Raw genomic sequence first — 21,773 nt, 5'->3', positions numbered from 1 at the left:
ATAAGGTCGATTAGATCGCCATCATTTCAAAATCTTCCTTACGCGCGCCGCACTCTGGACAGGTCCAATTGATCGGAACATCTTTCCACAAGGTTCCTGGTGCAATGCCTTCCTCTGGCAAGCCAGCAGCCTCGTCATAGACCCAGCCGCAAATTAAGCACATATATGTTTTAAATTCCATGACCGTCTTCCTTTGATATTTCTTATTTTAAATCTACTGTGACATCGCGTTTTTGATGCATCTCAAACTTAAAGAGACGACATTCTAGCGGTCCATTAAACAAAGGTGTGCGCTTTGACTCCTTAATGCGCAACTGACCTGGCAAAGCCATATCTGCTGTGAGCACAAAGATATTCCAGCCACCAAAGGCATCCTTGAGATGCTGACCAAATTGCCTTAAGAATTCTACAAACTTCGGATCCTGCTCCTCCTGGGCTTGCAACTTCTTGAGGGATTCGCGGCTAGAACGCTTAGCGCTTTGGCGACCGGTTTCGAGGTTATATGCATAGCGATCTTCTGGCTCCTCAACATCATCGTAAGAGTCCTGCTCTGCATCGCCATCCGTAGATCGATCCTGGCCTCGCCCACCTTTTATGACCAAACGCTCGCCGTAAGGGGGATTAAGTAACATCACACCATCTTTTGCACACTCAGGAGGCTTACTAGCTAAAGCATCAATCTGGCGAGTTACCGGCAATCCAGGTAACTGAGCACGCTGCCAGTTACCCTTAAACATCGCCACTAGACGTTCGTTGATATCACCGCCACTAATACCTAAAGATTGTGAATCTGGAAACTGCTTACGCTTCTCCATCATCTCAGTCTGCGCAGCCTCTTTCAAAGCAAGCCAACGCTTTTGCTCAGGCGCTTCATGAAAAGGCTTGAGTCTTTGAAAGCCAAAGCCATGTGCCGAAGTCACTAATGGGCGATAGGCTAAGCGACTTGGTTTAGCATCATCGCCATACATTCCTGCCCGAATCGCTCCAGGTGGAATAGCCAAAGCTATTTGTGCAGCTTCAACTAAAAAGGTTCCACTACCGCACATCGGATCAAACAAGGTTTGTGAAGGCTTCCAGCCCGTGATTGACAAGATTCCTGCCGCAAGGTTTTCCTTGAGAGGAGCATCACCTTTTTCATCGCGCCAACCACGTTTAAATAAGGCCTCACCAGAGGTATCCAGATAAATGGTGACATGGGTTGCCGTCAAATGGGCTTGCACGCGTACATCAGGAAATGCAGTATCAATACTCGGACGATCACCGGTGACATCGCGTAAGCGATCGACGATCGCATCCTTGATCTTCAGGGTCGCAAAATTCAAGCTCTTCAAGGGCGAGCGATGGGCTGTTACATCAACACGTAAAGTTTGTTTAGAAGAAAACCACTCTTCCCAAGCCAAGCCACTCGCTAGCTTATATAAATCCTCTTCTTGGCGATACGGGGCATCAGCCATCTGCAGCAAAACACGACTGGCGATCCGAGAGTGCAGATTCAGGGCCATCGCGGCAGAAATGGGCGCCGCTAAGCCAACTCCACCCGTAGGGCTGGTAGGCGTAGGATCAATCACCCAAGTACCCAATGCTTTGCAGTCGGGGCGCTGCGCAATACTTGCTAACTCTTGTGCCAGGGGCACTTCTAGTCCACCTGGACAAACAACAAAAAATCTCATGAGGCTAGCAATCTAAAAAATGGAATATAAAAACTAAATAAATAAAAGAGCGGCATTAAGGCTTAATCACCACTAGGGCAGTTATGACCAAAAGGAGAACGACAGGCACTTCGTTAAACCAACGATACCAAACACCCGAACGTGTATTAAGCCCTTTGCGGAACTTTTTGAGCAAACTCCAGCAAGCATGGTGATAGCCAATTAGCAAAATCACAAAAAACATTTTGGCATGCATCCAGATTTCTTTAGAGCCGATTTTGAAGTGCAACCAAAGCGTGAATCCCAGTATTACTGCGGGAATCGCCAAAATAGTCATAAAACGAAACAGGCGATCAGCCATGCCCAGAAGACGGGCATACACCTCAGGATTTTTTTCATCTGCTAAGTTGACAAAAATACGAGGGAGATAAAACAAGCCTGCGAACCAAGAGGCAATTAAAACGATGTGAAGTGTTTTGGTCCATAAATAAGCATTACCCATGATCAATAATTTCCGTTCTGTAGATTTTTAATAAAAACAATTGGTTAAGTACGAATCTCGCCATGACCCATGACGATATATTTGAGAGAAGTAAGGCCGTCTAAGCCAACCGGGCCACGGGCATGTAATTTATCGTTCGAGATACCGATCTCCGCACCAAGACCATACTCAAAGCCATCAGCAAAACGGGTGCTGGCATTGACCATGACGCTGGCACTATCTACCTCACGCAAAAAGCGCTGAGCCAGCGCTTGATTATTAGTAATGATGGCATCCGTATGTTTGCTACCGTATTGCGCGATATGGCTCATCGCCTCATCCATATCCGCAACCGTCTTAATGGACAAGATTGGTGCTAAATATTCTGTATTCCAATCCTCTTCAGTCGCATCTACTAGACCCTGAAATCCCACTGCCTCCAAGGTACTACGCGTCAGGGCATCCACACGTAGCTCGACACCTTTATCTTGATAAATTTTGCAGAGAGCTGGCAGGACCTGAGGTGCAATAGTTTTGTTGACTAAGAGTGTTTCCATCGCATTACAAGGTGCATAACGCTGGGTCTTCGCGTTATCGCAGACTGTAATCGCCATCGCAATATCTGCCTCTGCATCAATATAGGTATGACAAATACCATCTAGATGCTTAATCATCGGTACGCGCGCTTCTGCCATTAAGCGGGCAATTAAGCTCTTACCACCACGAGGAACGATCACGTCGATGTACTCCGTCATGGTGATCATTTCACCAACAGCACTACGATCTGTAGTGGTTACCACTTGAACCGCATCCATAGGCAAATTTGCGGCATCTAAACCCTCTTGAATCAACTGCGCCAATAAAGTATTGGAATCAATCGCCTCTGAGCCACCGCGCAGAATCACTGCATTACCAGACTTTAAACAAAGCGCCGCTGCATCAATCGTCACATTAGGGCGAGACTCATAAATGATGCCTATGACCCCAAGTGGTACACGCATCTGACCCAGCTCAATACCAGAAGCCTGCTTTTGCAATGGCGTCATTTTTCCAATGGGATCTTCCAAGGAAACAATCTGCTCTAAACCCAAAGCCATAGACTCAATTGTCTTTGGAGTCATAGTGAGTCGATCAATAAATGCGGCATCATGACCATTTGTTTTTGCACGAGCAACATCTAAACCATTCACTCGCACGATTTCATCGGAGCGTTCACGAACTAACCGAGCAATATGTAGCAGAGCCTGATTTTTTTGTTTACTTGATGCCCGCGCCATTGCGCCTGAGGCCTGACGGGCACGTCGGCCAATGTCTTGCATCATGTGCTGGATGGTGTTCGTTGAATTGCTCATATCTTGACTATGTGTAATGAAAATTGTTAGCTAATGTCTATTTCAAATATCCGAATACTTTTAGCGTAAAAGGTTACCCACTAAACGCAAACCATCCCAAGGATCTGCCGGCAACTCTGCCGCATACAATCCTTTGGCTTGACGATCTAAACCTGCTGCTACCTGCATGGCTCTACGTAACCTCACGGGCTGAACTCGTTTAAGGGCCATAGGATACAAACGCTCCTTATTACCCCAAATTCGGTTGGTACGCATTAAATTTTGCACTGACTCTCCAGCATCACTTGCAGCCTTGAGTTTCGATAGTATCCGAAGCTCTTCAGTTACGCTCCACAGAATCAAGACCAAAGGCTCGCCCTCACCTTTGAGACCGTCCAGCATCCGATTGAGCCGCGCCAAATCCCCAGCGAGCATTGCCTCAGTAAGCTCAAAAACGTTATAGCGCGCTACTTTCAAAATCGCAGACCGAATTTGCTCTTCAGTCAGAACACCATCTGGATGCAATAAACCCAGCTTCTGAATTTCTTGATGGGCAGCAATCAGGTTGCCCTCTACCTGCTCAGCAATGAAAGCTAAGGCCCTCTGCCCCTCAGGACCTGCCTGAACCTCTTGACCCTGCTTTTTCAGCCGCCCTAAAATCCATTGTGGTAGCTGAGCGCGATCCAAAGAGTCCAATTGAATGGCCATCCCCACATCATCCAGAGCACTAAACCAGGCGGAGGTTTTGGTCTTGCCATCTAACTTGGGCAGAATGATGCAGAAAATCGTGTCAGGGCCCTCTGATCCTACTACTTGAGATTCCATTTGAGCGGAAAACTGTTTGAGTGCTTCAGCACCATCCCGCCCTGGCTTACCTGTTGGTATACGCAACTCTACCCAGCGTTTATCTCCAAACAAGGACATGGTTTGTCCAGCACTGAGTAAAGCGCCCCAATCAAATCCCCGCTCTTGCAACAAGACTTCACGATCTGTATAGCCCAATTTTTTAGCACTAGCGCGCAACTGATCCATAGCCTCCATCATTAGGAGAGGCTCATCGCCACTAAATATATACAAGGGCTTTAATGAGGCCGCAGAATTTAGCGACTTCAAATGAACCTGCAGGGCATCGCTCTTAACCATGCGATTGAGTCATCATTCTTTAAAAGCTTCGAGCCCGTGGTGCTCGAGCAGATGCAGAGACACGACGCAGAATCTGAACTGCAAGATCACGACGCATCAAAGACAGAAACTGCTGCATCTGAACATCAGTCGCTAAAACCGTAGATACCGAGAAATCCATATCGCGAGTCATATAGATCTCAGCTTCAGGCACAACATCAGCTCCAGCATTGTCATACGCCCTAAATCCAACTCGGATGTTTAGACGATAGGCGGAAACTTGACCATTCGAGTTATAGGCCAGGATCTCACGGCCATTCAGATCACTGATAATGTCTAGAATGAGATCGGCATCCTTAGGATTGATAGCTACTTTCGCATCCGTACCGGTCAAAATTGCTGTTTGTAAATCCGTACGTAAAGGCGGTGATGGACTACCGGTAATAGCGATCACTTTAAATGGCAAATCCACCATCCCACGTAAACGATAGCCGCAAGCCACCAAGCCACTGATTGGCGCTAGTGCAAATAAACCAAGCACAGTTCGTCGAAGGGTATTTACGCTCATGTCTATAGTCTTGTAGTGGATGTCTTAAGCAACAATATTAATTAAGCGGCCCGGTACAACAATCACTTTTTTTGGTGCGGCGCCATTGAGCACCTTAACTGCTGGCTCACTCTGCAGAGCCAAAGCTTCAATCTGTTCTTTGGTGGCATCAGCAGGCACACGAATATCCCCACGCAACTTGCCATTAATTTGCAGCATGATAGTTAATTCTGTTTGTATAAGCGCTGCCTCATCCACGATTGGCCACGGTGCGTCCAATAATGTGCCCAAGGTTTTATCGCATCCCATAGCATTCCATAATGTATGAGTTAAATGCGGTACCACTGGATATAGCACTCTGATGAGAATACTCAAACACTCACGTAATACCGCTGGACGTACAACCCCGCCATCCAACTTGATAGGCTCCAAAACATTGAGCATCTTCATCGCTGCAGAAACTACTGTGTTGTATTGACGACGCTGGTAATCAAAATTGGCCTGCTTCAAAATGCTATAGACCTCAAGGCGCAATGCTTTTTCCGCATCATTTAAATCGCTTGGCAATTCTTCACTAGCAGCCCGGATTGCATCGGCCTGACTGCTGGAATAGACCCAGACACGGCGTAAGAAACGAGATGCACCCTCTACACCCGCACTAGACCACTCCAGTTGCTGTTCAGGGGGAGCAGCAAACATCACAAAGAGGCGCGCAGTATCCGCACCATATTGATCAATCAAGGCCTGAGGATCAACACCATTGTTTTTACTCTTAGACATTTTCTCAATGCCGCCAATGACGACTGGCGCCCCGGAAGTATCACCCTTGAGCTTGGCGCCTCGAGGGCGACCTTTTTCATCGAGATCGAGCTCTACATCCAACGGATTTAGCCAAGTCTTTTTACCGGAAGCTTCTTCGGTGTAATAAGTCTCATTGAGGACCATCCCTTGTGTCAGCAAATTTTGGAATGGCTCATCAAAAGTAATGAGCTTGAGATCACGCATGACCTTGGTCCAGAAGCGTGCATAGAGTAAATGCAAAATCGCATGCTCAATACCGCCAATGTATTGGTCCATCGGCATCCAATATTCATTACGCTCATCCACCATAGTCATTGCATCCGGACCGGTATAGCGCATGAAGTACCAGGAAGAATCTACAAAGGTATCCATGGTGTCCGTTTCACGACGCGCAGGCTTACCGCACTTCGGACATTGCACATTTAAAAAGTCCGCACGCTTATTTAATGGGTTCCCGCTACCGTCTGGCACGCAATCCTCTGGCAACACTACCGGTAAATCCGCTTCAGGAACTGGGACTGCTCCACAACCTGGATTCTGATCATCGCCACAATGAATAATCGGAATCGGCGTACCCCAATAACGCTGACGTGAGATACCCCAGTCGCGCAAACGGTAAGTGGTTTTGATTTCACCAATGCCCATCTTCTCTAAATCAGCTGCAACGGCATTCACCGCATCCTCATGGGACATACCATCGTACTTGCCACTATTTAGACAAACGACATCGTCTTTTTGTGCGTACCAATCTTGCCATTGACTGGTATTAAACATATCCGATGGAGTACGTAATGCAATCACCTGCTTAATTGGTAAATCATATTTGAGTGCAAATGCAAAATCACGCTCATCATGCGCAGGCACACCCATCACTGCACCGTCACCGTAAGACATCAACACGTAATTACCTACCCAAACTGGCACAGGCTCATCAGTGAGTGGATGCGTGACATACAGGCCGGTGAACATGCCTTCTTTTTCTTGGGTAGCCAGATCTGCTTCTATCACGCTACCAGTTTTGCATTTCTCAATAAACGCAGCAAGTTCAGGGTTGCTATTGGCAGCCAGCGTTGCTAATGGGTGTTCGGCAGCAACAGCACAAAAGGTAACACCCATGATGGTGTCGGCACGAGTTGTGAACACATACAGCTGGCCATCTTGTACAAAGCTGCCCTGTGCATCTTGGATCTCGTGCTTGAAAGCAAAACGTACACCACGGCTTTTACCAATCCAATTTTGCTGCATCGTCTTGACGCGCTCAGGCCAACCTAAGCCATCCAAACCAGATAGTAGTTGCTCTGCGTAGGCAGTGATGTTGAAGTAGTAGCCCGGTATCTCACGCTTTTCGACTAAGGCACCAGAGCGCCAGCCACGCCCGTCAATCACTTGCTCATTTGCTAAAACTGTTTGATCGATCGGATCCCAGTTCACCACTTGGGTCTTGCGATAAGCAATTCCCTTTTCTAGCATTTTCAAAAAGAGCCATTGGTTCCAGCGATAGTAATCAGGGCTACAGGTAGCGATTTCGCGCGACCAGTCAATAGCTAAACCCATCGCCGCCATTTGCTTTTTCATATAAGCAATGTTGTCGTAAGTCCATTTAGCTGGCGGCACTTTATTTTGAATGGCTGCATTTTCAGCGGGCATACCAAACGCATCCCAACCCATTGGCATGAGTACGTTATAGCCCTGCATACGCAACTGTCTGGCCATCACATCATTGATAGTGTAATTACGAACATGACCCATATGTAACTTACCAGATGGATAAGGCAACATTGAACAGGCGTAATACTGTGGTCTTGGCTTGCCGGATGCATCTACTGCGTTTTCAGTAACCTTGTACGCTTGCACACTCACCCAATCAGCTCGCGCTGCCGCTTCAATACTGCGGTGGTCGTAATCCTTACTCATTCAATACAACTCTTTTCTTCTATTTTTATTAGTTAGTTACTTACGTAAGCCAAGCACATCCTGCATATCATGTAGACCAGAACTTTGGTGCTTCAAAAAACGTGCGGCGCGCAAAGATCCCTGGGCGTATGACTGACGACTAGACGATTTATGGCTAATCTCGATACGCTCACCCTCTCCAGCGAATAACACTGTGTGATCACCAACAATATCTCCGCCACGAATGGTTGCAAAACCAATTGATCCTGGCTTACGCTCGCCTGTATGGCCTTCTCTGGCGTAAACGGCGACATCATCTAACTTCTCACCTAGCGCATCAGCAATCACTTCACCCATTCTGAGCGCAGTACCTGATGGTGCATCTACTTTGTGGCGATGATGGGCCTCAATAATTTCGATGTCATAACCTTCGTTCAGCATTTTTGCGGCGATCTCCAATAACTTGAAGGTGACATTTACACCCACACTCATGTTGGGTGCAAAAACGATTGCTAAATTTTCAGCGGCTTTTTTCAAAGCAGCAATCTGCTCAGGACTCAAGCCTGTTGTGCCGATAATCATTTTGCTGCCGGTCTTTTGCGCCACCGCTAAATGGGCCATCGTGCCTTCTGGACGAGTGAAGTCAATTAAAAATTCAGCGCCGCTTAAAGCTTTTGTAATATCTGCAGTGATTGCTACACCTGTTTTCTTGCCCAAGAATGCACCGGCATCTTCACCCAGCAATTGGCATGTATCGTGTTCAAGTGCCCCAACTAGCTCAGCATCGGGGCTACTCAGAACGGCCTCGATTAACATTCTTCCCATGCGCCCGGTTGCACCGGCAATTGCGATCTTCATCATTGGCATCTTCATTTCTTATTCAAGGTTTGCCGATAGGAAATACTCAGCATCAACACGAAAGTAATCTCTATTTAGCTTCACTGGCTTGCGGAATGTTCAAGGAGCCAGGACCTAACTGTGGGGACTGAGTCTCTGGTGATTTTTTTGAAAAACTAAAAAAGTCCCAAAATGAGCTACTCGTGCTGGCTGCAGGCACAGCAGGGCTAGCACCAGCAGGCAAATTATTGGTTGGACTAGGCACTAACAATTCAGGCTGCTGCAAAGGGATAGTTACTGGAGGCTTATTAGAGCCTGTCACTACATCCCAAAATGAGCGCTTTGTTTTTGCATAGCCATCAATCTCAGCAACCAACTCGACATCAGTTGGCAAAGCATCACCCTGAAACTTCACCAACTTATCGCCTTCGAAAAATACCGTCACACGACGCTCTTTGCCCATGACCTGATTTGCGCGCTTGAATTCAAAAACATAATCCCATCGATTCGCATGGAAATAGCTGGCCAATAAGGGCGTGCCCAATATTTGGCGAACTTGCTCGCGACTTTGGCCGACCTGCAATTTGGCATATTGCTCACTGGAAATAAAGTTGCCTTGCACCACATCGGGAACGTAAGGTCTAAAGACTTTATTCATCCAAGCACGCTGGGTATCGTCCACAGCGCTCGTACAGCCGGCTAAGCTTAGTGCCCCACCAATTAAGGCAATTAGAAAGCCTGAACGGATGTGGCGAAAAATCCCTGAAATGGAATAGAAAAAACTCATAAAAAGTCGAAGGCAATTTTGCATGGCAGGCCGTATCATTAAGACATTGATTTTAGCTCCCAAACCCATGAATATGAACCAAAACTCTACTCCAGCAAATTTACGCGATATTGGTCTCAAAGCTACCGGTCCTCGTATGAAAATATTGGACTTTTTTCATCAAAATGGTGGCACCCACTTTAGCGCTGAAGACATCTTTATGGCCCTAGCCAAGGATGACAAAGAAATCGGCCTAGCGACGGTTTATCGCGTTTTAACCCAGTTTGAACAGGCAGGACTTCTGCTCCGCAGCCACTTTGAATCTAGCAAAGGGGACAGTCGAGCCATTTATGAGCTCAATGAAGGCCAGCATCATGACCATCTAGTGTGCTTAGATTGTGGGCATGTTGAGGAATTTATGGATGAAGCCATTGAAAAAAGGCAACGCGATATCGCTAAAAACCTCGGTTTTAAGCTTCAAGAACACTCTTTAGCGATGTATGGCCACTGCCAGAAGAAAAATTGCCGCAATAAGCAGAAGGTTTAATGTATTTTTAACTTCTAATTGAGTATTTCCCCAAAAATCCCACTTCAATTATTTGTAATTAGACTCACATAATGAAAAAAGACCTTAATTTGAACTGACCCACAAAAGTTGGACACCCAATCCAACTCAACAGGGTCAGTCTCATGTCCAAATACAGCAAAGAGTTTAAGCTAGTAGTTATTCAGCATTACCTCTCCGGTAGGGGTGGTTTTAAAACTATTGGAGATCAATACGGCGTTAAATACGCCTATGTTCGCAAATGGGTTCATGCTTACAAAGCCCATGGCCCACACAGCCTCAATCAGAGTTACGTCCAGTACACGCCTACCTTCAAGCTATCTGTCTTGCAGCATATGGGGCAGCACCAGCTCTCCATTAATCAAGCGGCAGCCCACTTTAATATCCCCGCACCCAGCACGATTGGTCAATGGCAACGTCTTTACAATGAAGGCGGTATCACAGCCCTAGAACCTAAGCCCAAGGGACGGCCACCCATGTCAAAACCCTGTAAACCATTTATTCCGACTAATAAGCCGGTGACCCAGATGACTCCACAAGAGCTCATGCAAGAGCTTGAGTACCGCAGGGTGGAGACTGATTACCTAAAAAAGCTCGAGGCCTTAGCCCAGCAAAAACACTTGGCAAGCAAGAACAAGCCCAAGTAATTACTGAGTTAAGGCAGCAATACCCCTTACAGATCATCTTGGCTGTCGCCAAGATGGCTAGAAGTGTTTATTACTACCAGGTGGGGCTTAGTAAGCAGACTGATCCCTATCTTGCAGTCAAGACCCAGATCAGCGCCATCTACCATCGCCACAAAGGGCGCTATGGTTATCGGCGAGTCCATTTGGAGCTCGGTAACTTGCAACACTACCTTGATCCTAAGACTGTACAAAAGCTCATGGGACAACTTGGACTCAAATCCACCGTTCGCCCTAAGCGCTACCAGTCTTATAAGGGGTCTGTGGGTAAGGTAGCCCCCAACTTGCTAGAGCGCCACTTTGTAGCTAGCAAACCCAATCAAAAGTGGGTTACTGATGTCACCGAGTTCAATATCGGAGGGCAGAAGGTGTATCTCTCACCCATCTTAGATCTATATAACCAAGAGATCATCTCCTATGAGATTGCGGATCGACCACAGATTAGCTCAGTCATGCAGATGCTCCAAAAAGCTTTTAAGCAACTAAAACCAAAAGATAAACCCATGCTGCACTCAGACCAAGGCTGGCAATACCGGATGGGTATTTATCAGCAGGCCCTGCACCAGCAAGGCATTACTCAGAGCATGTCCAGGAAAGGTAATTGCTTGGATAACGCTGTCATGGAAAACTGGTTTGGAGTGATGAAGACCGAGTTCTTCTACCAACAGAAGTTTGAGACTATCGAATTATTTAAAGCGCAACTGAGGGAATACATCGACTACTACAACCATGATCGGATCAAACAAAAGCTAAAGGGATTAAGTCCAGTTAATTACCGAACTCAATCCCTCGTGCTAACCTAATTAAACTGTCCAGCTTTTGTGGGTCAGTTCAAATTGAGGTCTTTTTTACAGATAAAGCCAACTTTTATCGACTTTTAAGTAATAGCAGCTTACTTTACCGCCATCAAAGCTTCCGCTGCATTTAACATCTGCACCGAATAACCCCACTCATTGTCATACCAAGCCAATACCTTAACAAGCTTGCCATCGGCTGAAACACGCGTTTGGGAGGCATCGTAAATACTGGGACGTGGGTCGTGATTGAAGTCAATTGAAACCAGTGGCAATGTATTGAATCCCAAAATACCCTTCAATTCACCTTCGCTGGCAGCCTTTAGGATCGAATTGACCTCATCTACACTGGTGGCACGGCTAGCAGCAAAAGTTAAATCCACAACAGAAACATTAATTACCGGCACACGCATAGCAAAACCATCAAAGCGACCTGCCAAAGCTGGCAATACCAAACCGACCGCTTTTGCAGCTCCGGTCTTAGTCGGAATCATGCTGGTCACTGCGGAACGCGCGCGACGCATATCCTTGTGATAAACGTCAGTGAGAACCTGATCATTGGTAAACGCATGGATCGTTGTCATTAGGCCAGACTCAATACCAATTTTTTCCAGCAATGGTTTGACCAATGGCGCTAAACAGTTCGTTGTACAGCTTGCATTAGAAACTACGATATCGCTTGGCTTTAAGACTTGTTGATTAACGCCATACACAATCGTGGCATCCACATCTTTTTCACCTGGCGCAGAAATTAATACCTTTTTCGCGCCCTGGGAGATATGCACCATGGCTTTTTCTTTTGAAGTGAATTTACCAGAGCACTCCAAAACTAAATCTACACCCAATTCACCCCATGGAGTTTCCAAAGGATTACGAGTGGAGAACATTTTGATGCGATCGCCATTGACCACCATGCAATCGCCGTCTACTGTTACTTGAGCAGGAAACCGACCATGTGCAGAATCATATTGCGTTAAATGGGCGTTGATATCGATATCGCCCATGGCATTAATTGCCACAATCTGAATATCGCGTCTTGGCTTGCCATTGACTTGATCTTCATATAAAGCACGCAAGACCATGCGGCCAATACGACCATAACCATTAATTGCGACACGAATTGTCATTCCATTCCCCTAACTAATATTAAATTCTTAAACTGATACGTTATTTTTTCTTAGCAATACATTGCTTCACGGTTTTAGAGATTTGATCCACCGTTAAGCCGAAGTATTCATACAGCACTGGCGCAGGCGCAGATTCACCGAAGGTATCGACACCATGCACCGCTGCACAACCATACTTCCACCAGAAATCACTCACGCCTGCTTCAACCGCAATACGTGGAATATCTGCAGGCAAGACTTTTGCTTTGTAAGCAGAATCTTGTTGATCAAATACTGTGGTTGAAGGAATCGACACCACACGGATTCCAAAGCCCTCACCCTCTAAACGCTCCGCAGTTTGCAAAGCCAAAGCAATTTCAGAGCCAGTTGCAATAATGACGGCATCGATTTTTGCAGTCTTAGGATCACGTAATACATATCCACCACGTGCAATATCTTTCACCTGCTGACGATTACGTGAAACAAATGGGCAATTTTGACGACTAAAGATTAAGGCGCTTGGGCCATGCTTACGCTCAATCGCAGATCCCCAAGCTACCGCACTTTCAGTGGTATCGCATGGACGCCACACCATCAAATTCGGAATCAAGCGCAAGCTGGCCACATGCTCAACGGATTGATGTGTTGGACCATCCTCACCCAGGCCAATAGAGTCATGCGTGAAAACAAAAATGCTACGCAACTTCATCAATGCAGCCATACGCAAAGCATTACGACTGTAATCAGAGAAGGTTAAGAAGGTGCCTCCAAACGGAATGTAACCACCGTGCAAAGCAATGCCATTCATGATGGCACTCATACCAAATTCACGAACGCCATAATTAATATGGTTACCCCACTGATCAGCACGCACAGCCTTGCATGAAGACCAATTGGTTAAGTTAGAGCCCGTTAAGTCAGCAGAGCCGCCCATAAATTCGGGCAGGGCTGGAGCTAATGCTTCGATTGCATTTTGACTGGCCTTACGAGTGGCGATCGTTTCTGCTTTTGTTTCACAAGTCTTTAAATAAGCATCCAAAGTAGATGAGAAATCTTCGGATAAGTCACCCTGCATGCGACGTTGTAATTCAGAAGCCAATTCCGGGTACTTATTTTTGTACGCTTGGAACTCTTTATTCCACTCATGCTCAGCAGCTTGACCGCGTTTCTTAAAATCCCAAGCCGCATAAATATCTTTGGGAATTTCAAAAGGTGCATAAGGCCAATTCAATGCAACACGGGTTGCAGCAATTTCAGCAGCACCCAATGGAGAGCCATGTACCTTATCGCTACCTGCCATATTGGGCGAACCCTGGCCAATCGCCGTCTTGCAACAAATCAAGGTAGGCTTATCGCTCTTCTTTGCTTTCGAAATAGCGCTTGAGATGGCTTCCGCATCATGGCCATCAACATCGCGCAATACATTCCAGCCGTATGCCTCAAAACGCTTTGGCGTATCTTCGTTAAACCAAGAAACCACTTTGCCATCAATCGAAATACCATTGTCATCCCACAACGCAATTAGTTTATTCAGCTTGAGTGTGCCAGCCAATGAACATACTTCATGACTAATGCCCTCCATCAAGCAACCATCACCCAAAAATACATAGGTGTAGTGATTCACAATGTCATGGCCTGGGCGATTAAATTCTTCCGCTAATAATTTTTCCGCAAGCGCCATGCCCACTGCATTTGAAATTCCCTGACCCAAAGGACCAGTAGTGGTTTCTACGCCCGGAGTAATTCCATACTCGGGATGGCCAGCAGTTTTGCTATGTAACTGACGGAAATTTTTCAACTCGCTCATCGGCAAGTCATAGCCAGTCAAATGCAATAAGGAATACAACAACATTGATCCGTGGCCATTTGATAAAACAAAACGGTCGCGATTGATCCAATGTGGATCTGTCGGATTGTGTTGCAAATGTTCATTCCAAAGACCAACCGCAATATCGGCCATACCCATCGGCATCCCTGGATGACCAGAATTGGCTTGTTGAACTGCATCCATGGATAAAGCGCGAATGGCATTGGCCATACGAATTTGAAGGTTTGACATCGTAAATTGGGTCTCTGGAAAATTAATTAGCTATATTTCGGTAATGCCTCAATTTTATCTTCCCGGGCCATGGGAAACCGAAAAGCCCAACTTCCTCACTCCTGAGCTTGCCCATCATTTGCGCGTTCGTCGTATTCAAGTGGGTGAATACTTCCCCATCTTTGATGGCAAAGGTCAGGTTGCCCAAGCAAAATTGCTCTCCTTAGGCAATAAAACCGGTGAAGCTGAACTTAGCCAGATACGCCTTGATACCCACCGCGAGAGCCCATATGCCATCACCCTAGCCCAAGGTCTTGCTGGCGGGGACAAAATGGATTGGATCGTTGAAAAGGCTATCGAGACTGGTGCTCAGGTCATTGCACCCTTGCAATGTGAGCGCTCGGTCATCAAATTAACGCGATCTAGTGACGCTGAGCGTGCTCAGAAGCGTCTTTTGCATTGGGAGGGGATTGTTCAAGCAGCCTGCGAACAATGTGACCGCACTGTGCTTGCTGCTGTAGAACCCGTCCAAAATTTTGATAGTTACCTACAAAAGCCACAAAAAGCGGCACTTAAACTACTTTTAAGCCCTGATGGCAATAAAAGTCTGTATTCAGTGTTGATGGGAAACCCACCGCAGGATGTTGTCTTGATGATTGGACCTGAAGGTGGCTACTCGCCGGAGGAGGAAGCGCAAGCTCAAACTGCAGGCTATCAAATAGTCTCTTTGGGTAGTCGAGTATTGCGCACCGAGACTGCGGGAATCGTAGCGATCACGGCCGTTCACAGTATTTGGGACCTAGAAATGCAAAATCGCCTCAAATAGAGGCGATTTTTGCTTTTTTATTACTTAATCAGGCGAATGAGTAGAAGACGCGATAAGGTGTACGACGCTCAGACCAGAAATCCACCGCATCACGGAATACATCCAATAAGGTCTCACGAGCTTCTTTGTCAAACTTCTGAGTGCAAGGTAAACCTTCTAGGACCACTACAAAACCAGGCTGTGGGCCAGACTTATCAACAGTAGTAGTCAAAGCATCTAACAAGGGGTCAAAATTCTTTGCCTGTTGCTTGGTGAATGTGTAGGCAATCGCAATAGCCTCCAAAACCTCGCCTTTAGTCATTGCATTCGCACAATTAGCGTAAATGAAATGCTGGCCAAGCTCAGTAGCTGCCTCCTGAAGGTCAGGGGTACGAAAAGCACGAATCGATTGCACGATGTTTGGGCGCACACTGCGCAACATTGCCGGCGGTCCGGCATCGCGAACGGCCAAAGCGGCACGCCAAGAAGCTGTCACTTTTTTCCCCGAAACTTGATTTGCTGCATAGGTTTGTAAACGAGATAAACCACCTTCGGCGTAGATGTTGGCAGCGGACGACTCAGTTTCAAGTCTATCGTTGCTATCCCAACTTTCAGCTCGACTGTGTTCTTCGAAGCCTGCTGTAGTGCCGTTTTCAGAGCGATTATTCATGATGGGTGCTAGGTTACCCTTAACACGCCATCAAATCAAGCCCAATTACAGTGCATTTTATATAAACCATTGATTTATATAATAATTATTTATGTTAGTTATCGCTAACTAACATAAATAAAGCTAGTCACCACCTTATTATGCAACCCCTCTAGCATTGCTAGCTGCTTCAACTACTGCCAAAGTGGTGAGATTGACGATACGGCGCACAGTAGCTGATGGCGTCAGAATATGAATGGGCTTAGCAGCACCGAGGAGCAATGGTCCAATTGCAATACCGTTACCGGCAGCTGTCTTTAACAAGTTGTACGAAATGTTCGCAGCATCAATGTTTGGCAACACTAGCAAGTTGGCGTCACCTTTTAAAGGGGATGAAGTAACTGCGCTAGCACGAATGGTTTCATCCAAAGCACTATCACCATGCATCTCACCATCGACCTCGAGTGTTGGATCTGCTTTTTGAATCAAAGCCAATACTTCCCGCATTTTGACTGCAGATGGAGCACTGCTTGAGCCGAAGTTGGAATGAGATAAGAGTGCCACCTTAGGAGCAATACCCAATTTACGCATCTCGCTTGCAGCCATTAATGTCAACTCAGCCAATTGCTCTGCAGTTGGGTCAATATTGACATGGGTATCTACCAAGAACACTTGGCGGCCCGGCAAAATCAATCCAGACATGGCACCATAAACATTAGCACCCGGCTCTTGACCTACCACCTCATCGATGTACTTCAAATGGGTTGCTAAATTGCCAACGGTTCCACAGATCATGCCATCAGCCATACCTTTGGTAATCATGATGGATCCGATCAAGCTATTACGACGACGCATTTCTAGCTTAGCAAAAGACTCAGTAACGCCTTTACGTTCGGTCAAAGCCAAATAGGTTTGCCAGAAATCACGGAAACGTGAATCACTCTCTGGATTCACAATCTCAAAATCCTCGCCAGCTTTAATACGCAATCCAAACTTGCCAATACGATGCTCAATCACCGCTGGTCTACCAATCAAAATTGGCGTAGCCAAACGCTCATCAACAATAATTTGTACTGCACGCAATACACGCTCATCTTCACCTTCGGCAAAAACAATCCGCTTTTGATTTTCAGGTACACGCTTAGCGATACTAAACAATGGCTTCATCAAAGTACCAGAGTGGTACACAAATTGTTGCAGCTGATTGCGGTAAGCATCAAAGTCTTTAATGGGGCGCTGTGCAACACCATCATCCATTGCAGCTTGTGCAACAGCAGGAGCAATCACCGTAATTAAACGTGGATCAAATGGTTTTGGAATCAGGTACTCTGGGCCAAAAGATAAATTCTCAATACCGTACACAGAGGTAACGATCTCGCTCTGTTCTGCTTGGGCTAATTCCGCTACAGCCTTGACTGCCGCGACTTCCATGCCACGAGTAATCGTTGTCGCACCAACGTCCAAGGCGCCCCGAAAAATAAACGGAAAGCACAATACGTTGTTGACTTGATTTGGGTAGTCGGTACGACCAGTCGCCATCACAGCATCAGGACGAACTTCTTTTACTTCTTCAGGAAGAATCTCTGGAGTTGGATTTGCCAAGGCATATACCAATGGCTTAGGTGCCATTTTCTTGACCATATCTTGTTTGAGAACTCCACCTGCAGACAGACCCAAGAAAATATCAGCGCCTTCAATTGCTTGATCCAAGGTGCGCAACTCGGTCTCTTGGCAGAATGGCTCCTTCTCGGGATCCATTAACTCCTTACGGCCCTTATAAGCAACACCGGCCAAATCAGTCACCCAAATATTTTTACGTAGGATACCGAGGTCGACTAATAAATCTAAACAGGCCAGAGCAGCGGCGCCAGCACCAGAGGTCACTAACTTCACATTAGCCACATCTTTACCAACGACTTTTAGGCCATTCAAAATCGCAGCAGCAACCACAATTGCTGTTCCATGCTGATCATCATGAAAGACCGGAATCTTCATGCGCGCTTGCAACTTACGCTCAACAACAAAACAATCTGGTGCTTTGATGTCTTCTAAATTGATACCACCAAAAGTAGGCTCAAGAGCGGCAATGATCTCTACTAGCTTATCCGGATCATTCTCGTTGACTTCGATATCAAATACGTCGATACCGGCAAATTTCTTAAAGAGAACTGCCTTACCTTCCATCACTGGCTTACTGGCCAGTGGTCCAATATTTCCGAGTCCTAATACTGCGGTACCGTTGGTAATGACGCCGACTAAATTACCGCGTGCTGTGTAACGAAATGCATTAGCAGGATCTTTTACGATCTCTTCACAAGCTGCCGCAACACCTGGGGTATAAGCTAAAGCGAGGTCGCGCTGATTGGTTAGTTGCTTGGTAGGGGCAATTTCGATTTTCCCTGGAACAGGGAACTCGTGATAATGAAGAGCAGCCGCTCTTAAATCCGCTATCTGCTGTTCTTTGCTGCTATTGCTTGGTTTACTCATCAGTTCACTCATCAATCAGGCTTGTTCAAGTTTCTAATTCTATTCCTCTCGGATGTCAGACTCCCAAGAGCCATAAAATAGGGTATGCAATCTCTATCCCCTCCACTTGGTGAATTTGATCTGATTCAGCGTTTCTTTAAAACGCAGTCTGAAGCCATGCTGACCGCCAATCCCGAATCAGTAACTTTAGGGATTGGTGATGATTGCGCCTTGTTAAAAGCAGACCCTCATGAAGAAATTGCTATCACCAGCGATATGCTGGTCTCAGGGCGGCACTTTTTTGCAGATGCCGATCCAGAGTGGCTTGGCTGGAAGGCCCTAGCAGTCAACCTCTCAGACCTATCTGCTATGGGCGCTACGCCCTTAGGCTTCACGCTAGCATTAGCATTACCCAAGGTGGACCCGAGTTGGCTGGAGGCTTTTAGCAAAGGTTTATTTGCGATTGCCAATCAATATGCGTGCCCTTTAATTGGCGGCGACACTACGGCTGGACCCCTCAATATTTGTATTACTGCTTTTGGCAGCATTCCTAAAGAGAAAGCCATTCGAAGATCAGGGGCATTAGATGGTGACGATATTTGGACATCGGGAACAGTTGGCGATGCCAGATTGACTCTTGCTGCACTGCGTCATGAAATTACACTGTCACAAATGGATTTAACACTCATTGAGACGCGCATGCATCAGCCGACTCCTCGGGTCGAACTGGGAATCGCCCTAAGAGGAATTGCTAACTCCGCCTTAGATATCTCAGATGGCCTATTAGGCGACTTAAAGCACATCTTGAAGCAATCTAACAAAGATGCTGAAGTCTTTCTAGATCGATTGCCTAAATCAATCACCTTACTTAAGCAATCCGTTGATCTTCAAAACCAATACGCTGCTTGTGGCGGGGATGATTATGAGCTCTGTTTTACTGCGCACGCCAGTCAGCGAGGGGCTATTGAAAAAATGAGTGCAGACTTACATCTTCCCTTGACTCAAATTGGCATCATTAAGCCCATGCAACAGTCCACCCCCGAAATTACGCTCATCAACAGCGCAGGGAGAATACTCAATCCAGAAGAGGCAAAAAGCCTACTTCAATCGTTTGATCACTTTGCATGAATACTCAATCCCACATCTCCTCCACACCAATTCCTAGTTTGAAGTGGGTATTTAGCAAGCCCAGTCGCGCTTTAGCATTTGGTTTGGGCAGTGGTTTAGCGCCAATTGCCCCCGGGACCGCCGGAACACTCTGGGCTTGGGCTGTATTTTTGTTGGGGGGATTTTTTCTTTCCACTGCACAGTTTGCATGGGTCATTGGCGCCGGACTTGTTTTCGGATGTTGGATTTGCGGTCAGGTCAGCGAAGAGTTGGGGAAAAAAGATTTTGGCGGAATTGTGTGGGATGAAATCATCGCCTTCTGGCTGGTCCTCGTCATCATCATGCCTACCACTCTCTGGATGCAAATCCTTGCATTCGCCCTCTTCCGGTTTTTTGATGCCATCAAGCCTGGTCCTATTGGCATGATTGATCGCCACTTTAAACATCTGGAAATCAATGGCGATACATCCCCATCAGACTCGAAAAAAATTCTGTGGCGCGGTTTTGGAATTATTGCGGATGACTTAGCTGCAGCATTTTTCACCATCATCACTATCGCACTGCTGCACATCATATTGAGCTATCTCTCATGAACAGTACTACAGATCCACAAGACAAACTGGCTGAATCACTTGCTAACGCCCTCATTGAGCGTGGCTGGAAAATCGCCTTAGCCGAATCCTGTACTGGCGGCTTGGTCTGCGCCGCCCTCACCAACTTAGCCGGGTCCAGCGATTGGTTTGAACGCGGTTACATCACCTATAGCAATGTATCTAAGATAGAGTGCCTAGACGTCCCTGCAGAAACTATTGAATCATTTGGCGCAGTCAGCGAAGAAGTCGCCGCCGCTATGGCAGATGGCGCAAGACGCAAGGCCAATGTCAATGTCGCCGTCTCTATCAGCGGCATTGCCGGTCCAACTGGAGGCTCTCCTGAAAAACCGGTCGGCACTGTTTGCTTTGGGTGGGCAATCCAGAAAAATATGGGTGGTGATGTGCAAACTATTACCGTTACTAAACAATTTTCAGGTGATCGTCAAACAGTGCGAGAGCAGGCGCGCGATTACGCGCTATCGCATCTTCTAGGCCTTCTAGAAACCTAAGCGCAGTTAATGCTTAACGTGAGCTAAGCCAGCCTTTATGACGGAAGTACCATAAAGGAATCATTGCAGAAATCATCATTGAAAGAATAGCAACTGGATAACCCCAAGTCTGCTCTAGCTCTGGCATATAACGGAAGTTCATTCCCCAGATACTGGCTAACAAAGTAGGTGGCATCAAAGCAACCGATACCACCGAGAAGATCTTAATAATTTTACTTTGGTTCAAATTAATAAAACCCACTGTCGCATCCATTAAGAAGTTGATCTTATCGAACAAGAACGCGGTATGGTTTTCTAGTGAATCGATATCGCGCAAAATCTGACGCGCCTCTTCTTGCTGCTCATCAGATAATAATTTGCTACGCATTAAGAAAGACAATGCACGACGGGTATCCATCACATTGCGACGAATACGCCCATTGGTATCCTCTTCCTTAGCAATCGTTTCGAGCACCTCTTCTGCATCATGATCGGTAATCTCATCCTGAAGAACGCGCTTACCAGCTTGCTCCAGATTTTCATAAACTTCTTCCAAGGCGTCGGCAGAATACTCAGCATCTGTGGAGTACAAATCTAGTAATACGTCTTTTGCATTACTGACGGAACCTGGGCGCAGGCGCGCACGCAAACGTACCAAACGGAACACCGGTAAATCTTCATCGTGAATAGAGAACAAGACCTGCTTGGTCATCACGAAAGCAACGCGCACGTTGCGGGAAGTTTCTTCCTCGTCCAATAAAAAATCGGTGCGAATGTGCAGGTGACCATCATCAGCTTCGAAATAGCGTGCAGAAGCCTCTAAGTCGCCCAAATCATCCAATTCTGGGAGCAATACGCCAAAAGCCTCTTTAATCCACAGGAGCTCTTCTTCTTCAGGGTCAACGACGTCGATCCAAATAGGGTTGGAGTATTGCAACAATTCATTGCGATCTTCCACTTGCTCTTGAGAGAGGCGGCCATTTTGCAGGACGAACAAGTTGATCATGGTGAACTCCTAAGGAATGTGCGCTAGTTTATCCTATGGACATAAC

The 21,773-nt window shown here is 46.5% G+C and carries 20 protein-coding genes; 6 read left to right on the top strand and 14 right to left on the bottom strand.

Annotation, left to right across the window (positions count from 1 at the left end; genetic code table 11):
• Nucleotides 1–10: 10 nt before the first annotated feature.
• The 9 genes from DN92_RS01220 to DN92_RS01180 form a co-directional block, all read right to left on the bottom strand.
• On the bottom strand, nt 11–181 hold the full coding sequence (locus tag DN92_RS01220) for a rubredoxin (protein WP_076024011.1): 171 nt from the start codon (nt 179–181) through the stop codon (nt 11–13).
• 22 nt (nt 182–203) lie between these two features.
• Nucleotides 204–1,670 carry a THUMP domain-containing class I SAM-dependent RNA methyltransferase gene (locus DN92_RS01215; protein ID WP_173959535.1) on the bottom strand — a complete coding sequence of 489 codons (1,467 nt, stop codon included), beginning with the start codon at nt 1,668–1,670 and terminating at the stop codon, nt 204–206.
• A 55-nt stretch (nt 1,671–1,725) separates the two neighbouring features.
• Nucleotides 1,726–2,151, bottom strand: a complete 426-nt coding sequence (locus DN92_RS01210) for a CopD family protein (RefSeq protein ID WP_173959534.1) — start codon at nt 2,149–2,151, stop codon at nt 1,726–1,728.
• A gap of 44 nt (nt 2,152–2,195) precedes the next feature.
• Nucleotides 2,196–3,482: a glutamate-5-semialdehyde dehydrogenase gene (locus DN92_RS01205; RefSeq protein ID WP_173959533.1), complete on the bottom strand. Its 1,287-nt coding sequence runs from the start codon at nt 3,480–3,482 to the stop codon at nt 2,196–2,198.
• Between the two features lie 60 nt (nt 3,483–3,542).
• Nucleotides 3,543–4,604, bottom strand: a complete 1,062-nt coding sequence (gene holA, locus DN92_RS01200; RefSeq protein WP_173959532.1) for a DNA polymerase III subunit delta — start codon at nt 4,602–4,604, stop codon at nt 3,543–3,545.
• A gap of 19 nt (nt 4,605–4,623) precedes the next feature.
• Nucleotides 4,624–5,151, bottom strand: a complete 528-nt coding sequence (locus tag DN92_RS01195; protein WP_173959531.1) for an LPS-assembly lipoprotein LptE — start codon at nt 5,149–5,151, stop codon at nt 4,624–4,626.
• 24 nt (nt 5,152–5,175) lie between these two features.
• Complete coding sequence (gene leuS / locus DN92_RS01190; protein ID WP_173959530.1) at nt 5,176–7,845, bottom strand: leucine--tRNA ligase; 2,670 nt, start codon at nt 7,843–7,845, stop codon at nt 5,176–5,178.
• Between the two features lie 36 nt (nt 7,846–7,881).
• The gene (gene dapB, locus DN92_RS01185; protein ID WP_173961219.1) at nt 7,882–8,682 is read right to left on the bottom strand and encodes a 4-hydroxy-tetrahydrodipicolinate reductase; all 801 of its coding nucleotides are present in this window, start codon (nt 8,680–8,682) and stop codon (nt 7,882–7,884) included.
• A 70-nt stretch (nt 8,683–8,752) separates the two neighbouring features.
• Nucleotides 8,753–9,448, bottom strand: a complete 696-nt coding sequence (locus tag DN92_RS01180) for an outer membrane protein assembly factor BamE (RefSeq protein WP_254598310.1) — start codon at nt 9,446–9,448, stop codon at nt 8,753–8,755.
• A gap of 67 nt (nt 9,449–9,515) precedes the next feature.
• On the opposite strand from DN92_RS01180, the gene fur reads away from it, so the two are divergent.
• On the top strand, nt 9,516–9,974 hold the full coding sequence (gene fur / locus DN92_RS01175; RefSeq protein ID WP_173961218.1) for a ferric iron uptake transcriptional regulator: 459 nt from the start codon (nt 9,516–9,518) through the stop codon (nt 9,972–9,974).
• A gap of 143 nt (nt 9,975–10,117) precedes the next feature.
• A protein-coding gene (locus DN92_RS01170; RefSeq protein WP_173959528.1) for an IS3 family transposase occupies nt 10,118–11,478 on the top strand; the annotation gives its coding sequence in 2 pieces (ribosomal slippage) (nt 10,118–10,577 and nt 10,577–11,478; 1,362 coding nt in all).
• A gap of 89 nt (nt 11,479–11,567) precedes the next feature.
• Here the strand turns inward: DN92_RS01170 and gap are convergent.
• Both gap and tkt read right to left on the bottom strand, forming a co-directional pair.
• Entirely contained in the window at nt 11,568–12,596 is a 1,029-nt protein-coding gene (gene gap / locus DN92_RS01165; protein ID WP_173959527.1) for a type I glyceraldehyde-3-phosphate dehydrogenase, read from the bottom strand.
• A gap of 40 nt (nt 12,597–12,636) precedes the next feature.
• Nucleotides 12,637–14,634, bottom strand: a complete 1,998-nt coding sequence (gene tkt / locus DN92_RS01160; RefSeq protein WP_173959526.1) for a transketolase — start codon at nt 14,632–14,634, stop codon at nt 12,637–12,639.
• A gap of 43 nt (nt 14,635–14,677) precedes the next feature.
• On the opposite strand from tkt, the gene DN92_RS01155 reads away from it, so the two are divergent.
• Nucleotides 14,678–15,439 (top strand): 16S rRNA (uracil(1498)-N(3))-methyltransferase, encoded by a 762-nt coding sequence (locus tag DN92_RS01155; RefSeq protein WP_173959525.1) that lies wholly within the window; start codon nt 14,678–14,680, stop codon nt 15,437–15,439.
• Nucleotides 15,440–15,467: 28 nt separating this feature from the next.
• Here the strand turns inward: DN92_RS01155 and DN92_RS01150 are convergent, their stop codons facing one another.
• Nucleotides 15,468–16,088, bottom strand: a complete 621-nt coding sequence (locus DN92_RS01150; RefSeq protein WP_088527993.1) for a barstar family protein — start codon at nt 16,086–16,088, stop codon at nt 15,468–15,470.
• A gap of 138 nt (nt 16,089–16,226) precedes the next feature.
• Entirely contained in the window at nt 16,227–18,554 is a 2,328-nt protein-coding gene (locus DN92_RS01145; RefSeq protein ID WP_173959524.1) for an NADP-dependent malic enzyme, read from the bottom strand.
• Between the two features lie 84 nt (nt 18,555–18,638).
• On the opposite strand from DN92_RS01145, the gene thiL reads away from it, so the two are divergent.
• Genes thiL through DN92_RS01130 form a run of 3 tightly spaced genes read left to right on the top strand, consistent with a single transcriptional unit; the run spans nt 18,639 to nt 20,742 of the window.
• Complete coding sequence (gene thiL, locus DN92_RS01140; protein ID WP_173959523.1) at nt 18,639–19,661, top strand: thiamine-phosphate kinase; 1,023 nt, start codon at nt 18,639–18,641, stop codon at nt 19,659–19,661.
• On the top strand, nt 19,658–20,233 hold the full coding sequence (locus DN92_RS01135; RefSeq protein WP_173959522.1) for a phosphatidylglycerophosphatase A family protein: 576 nt from the start codon (nt 19,658–19,660) through the stop codon (nt 20,231–20,233). Before thiL ends, DN92_RS01135 begins: the two co-directional genes overlap by 4 nt.
• A complete protein-coding gene (locus DN92_RS01130; protein ID WP_173959521.1) occupies nt 20,230–20,742 on the top strand; it encodes a CinA family protein in 513 nt (170 codons plus the stop codon). Before DN92_RS01135 ends, DN92_RS01130 begins: the two co-directional genes overlap by 4 nt.
• A 13-nt stretch (nt 20,743–20,755) precedes the next feature.
• On the opposite strand, the gene corA is transcribed toward DN92_RS01130, so the two are convergent.
• Nucleotides 20,756–21,727 (bottom strand): magnesium/cobalt transporter CorA, encoded by a 972-nt coding sequence (gene corA, locus DN92_RS01125; protein ID WP_173959520.1) that lies wholly within the window; start codon nt 21,725–21,727, stop codon nt 20,756–20,758.
• Nucleotides 21,728–21,773 lie beyond the last annotated feature (46 nt).

Source organism: Polynucleobacter arcticus (genome assembly GCF_013307205.1).
In the GTDB taxonomy this organism is placed as follows: Bacteria; Pseudomonadota; Gammaproteobacteria; order Burkholderiales; family Burkholderiaceae; genus Polynucleobacter; species Polynucleobacter arcticus.
The sequence above is the reverse complement of the archived record's forward strand: the minus strand, read 5'-3'. Positions and strand labels throughout refer to the sequence as shown.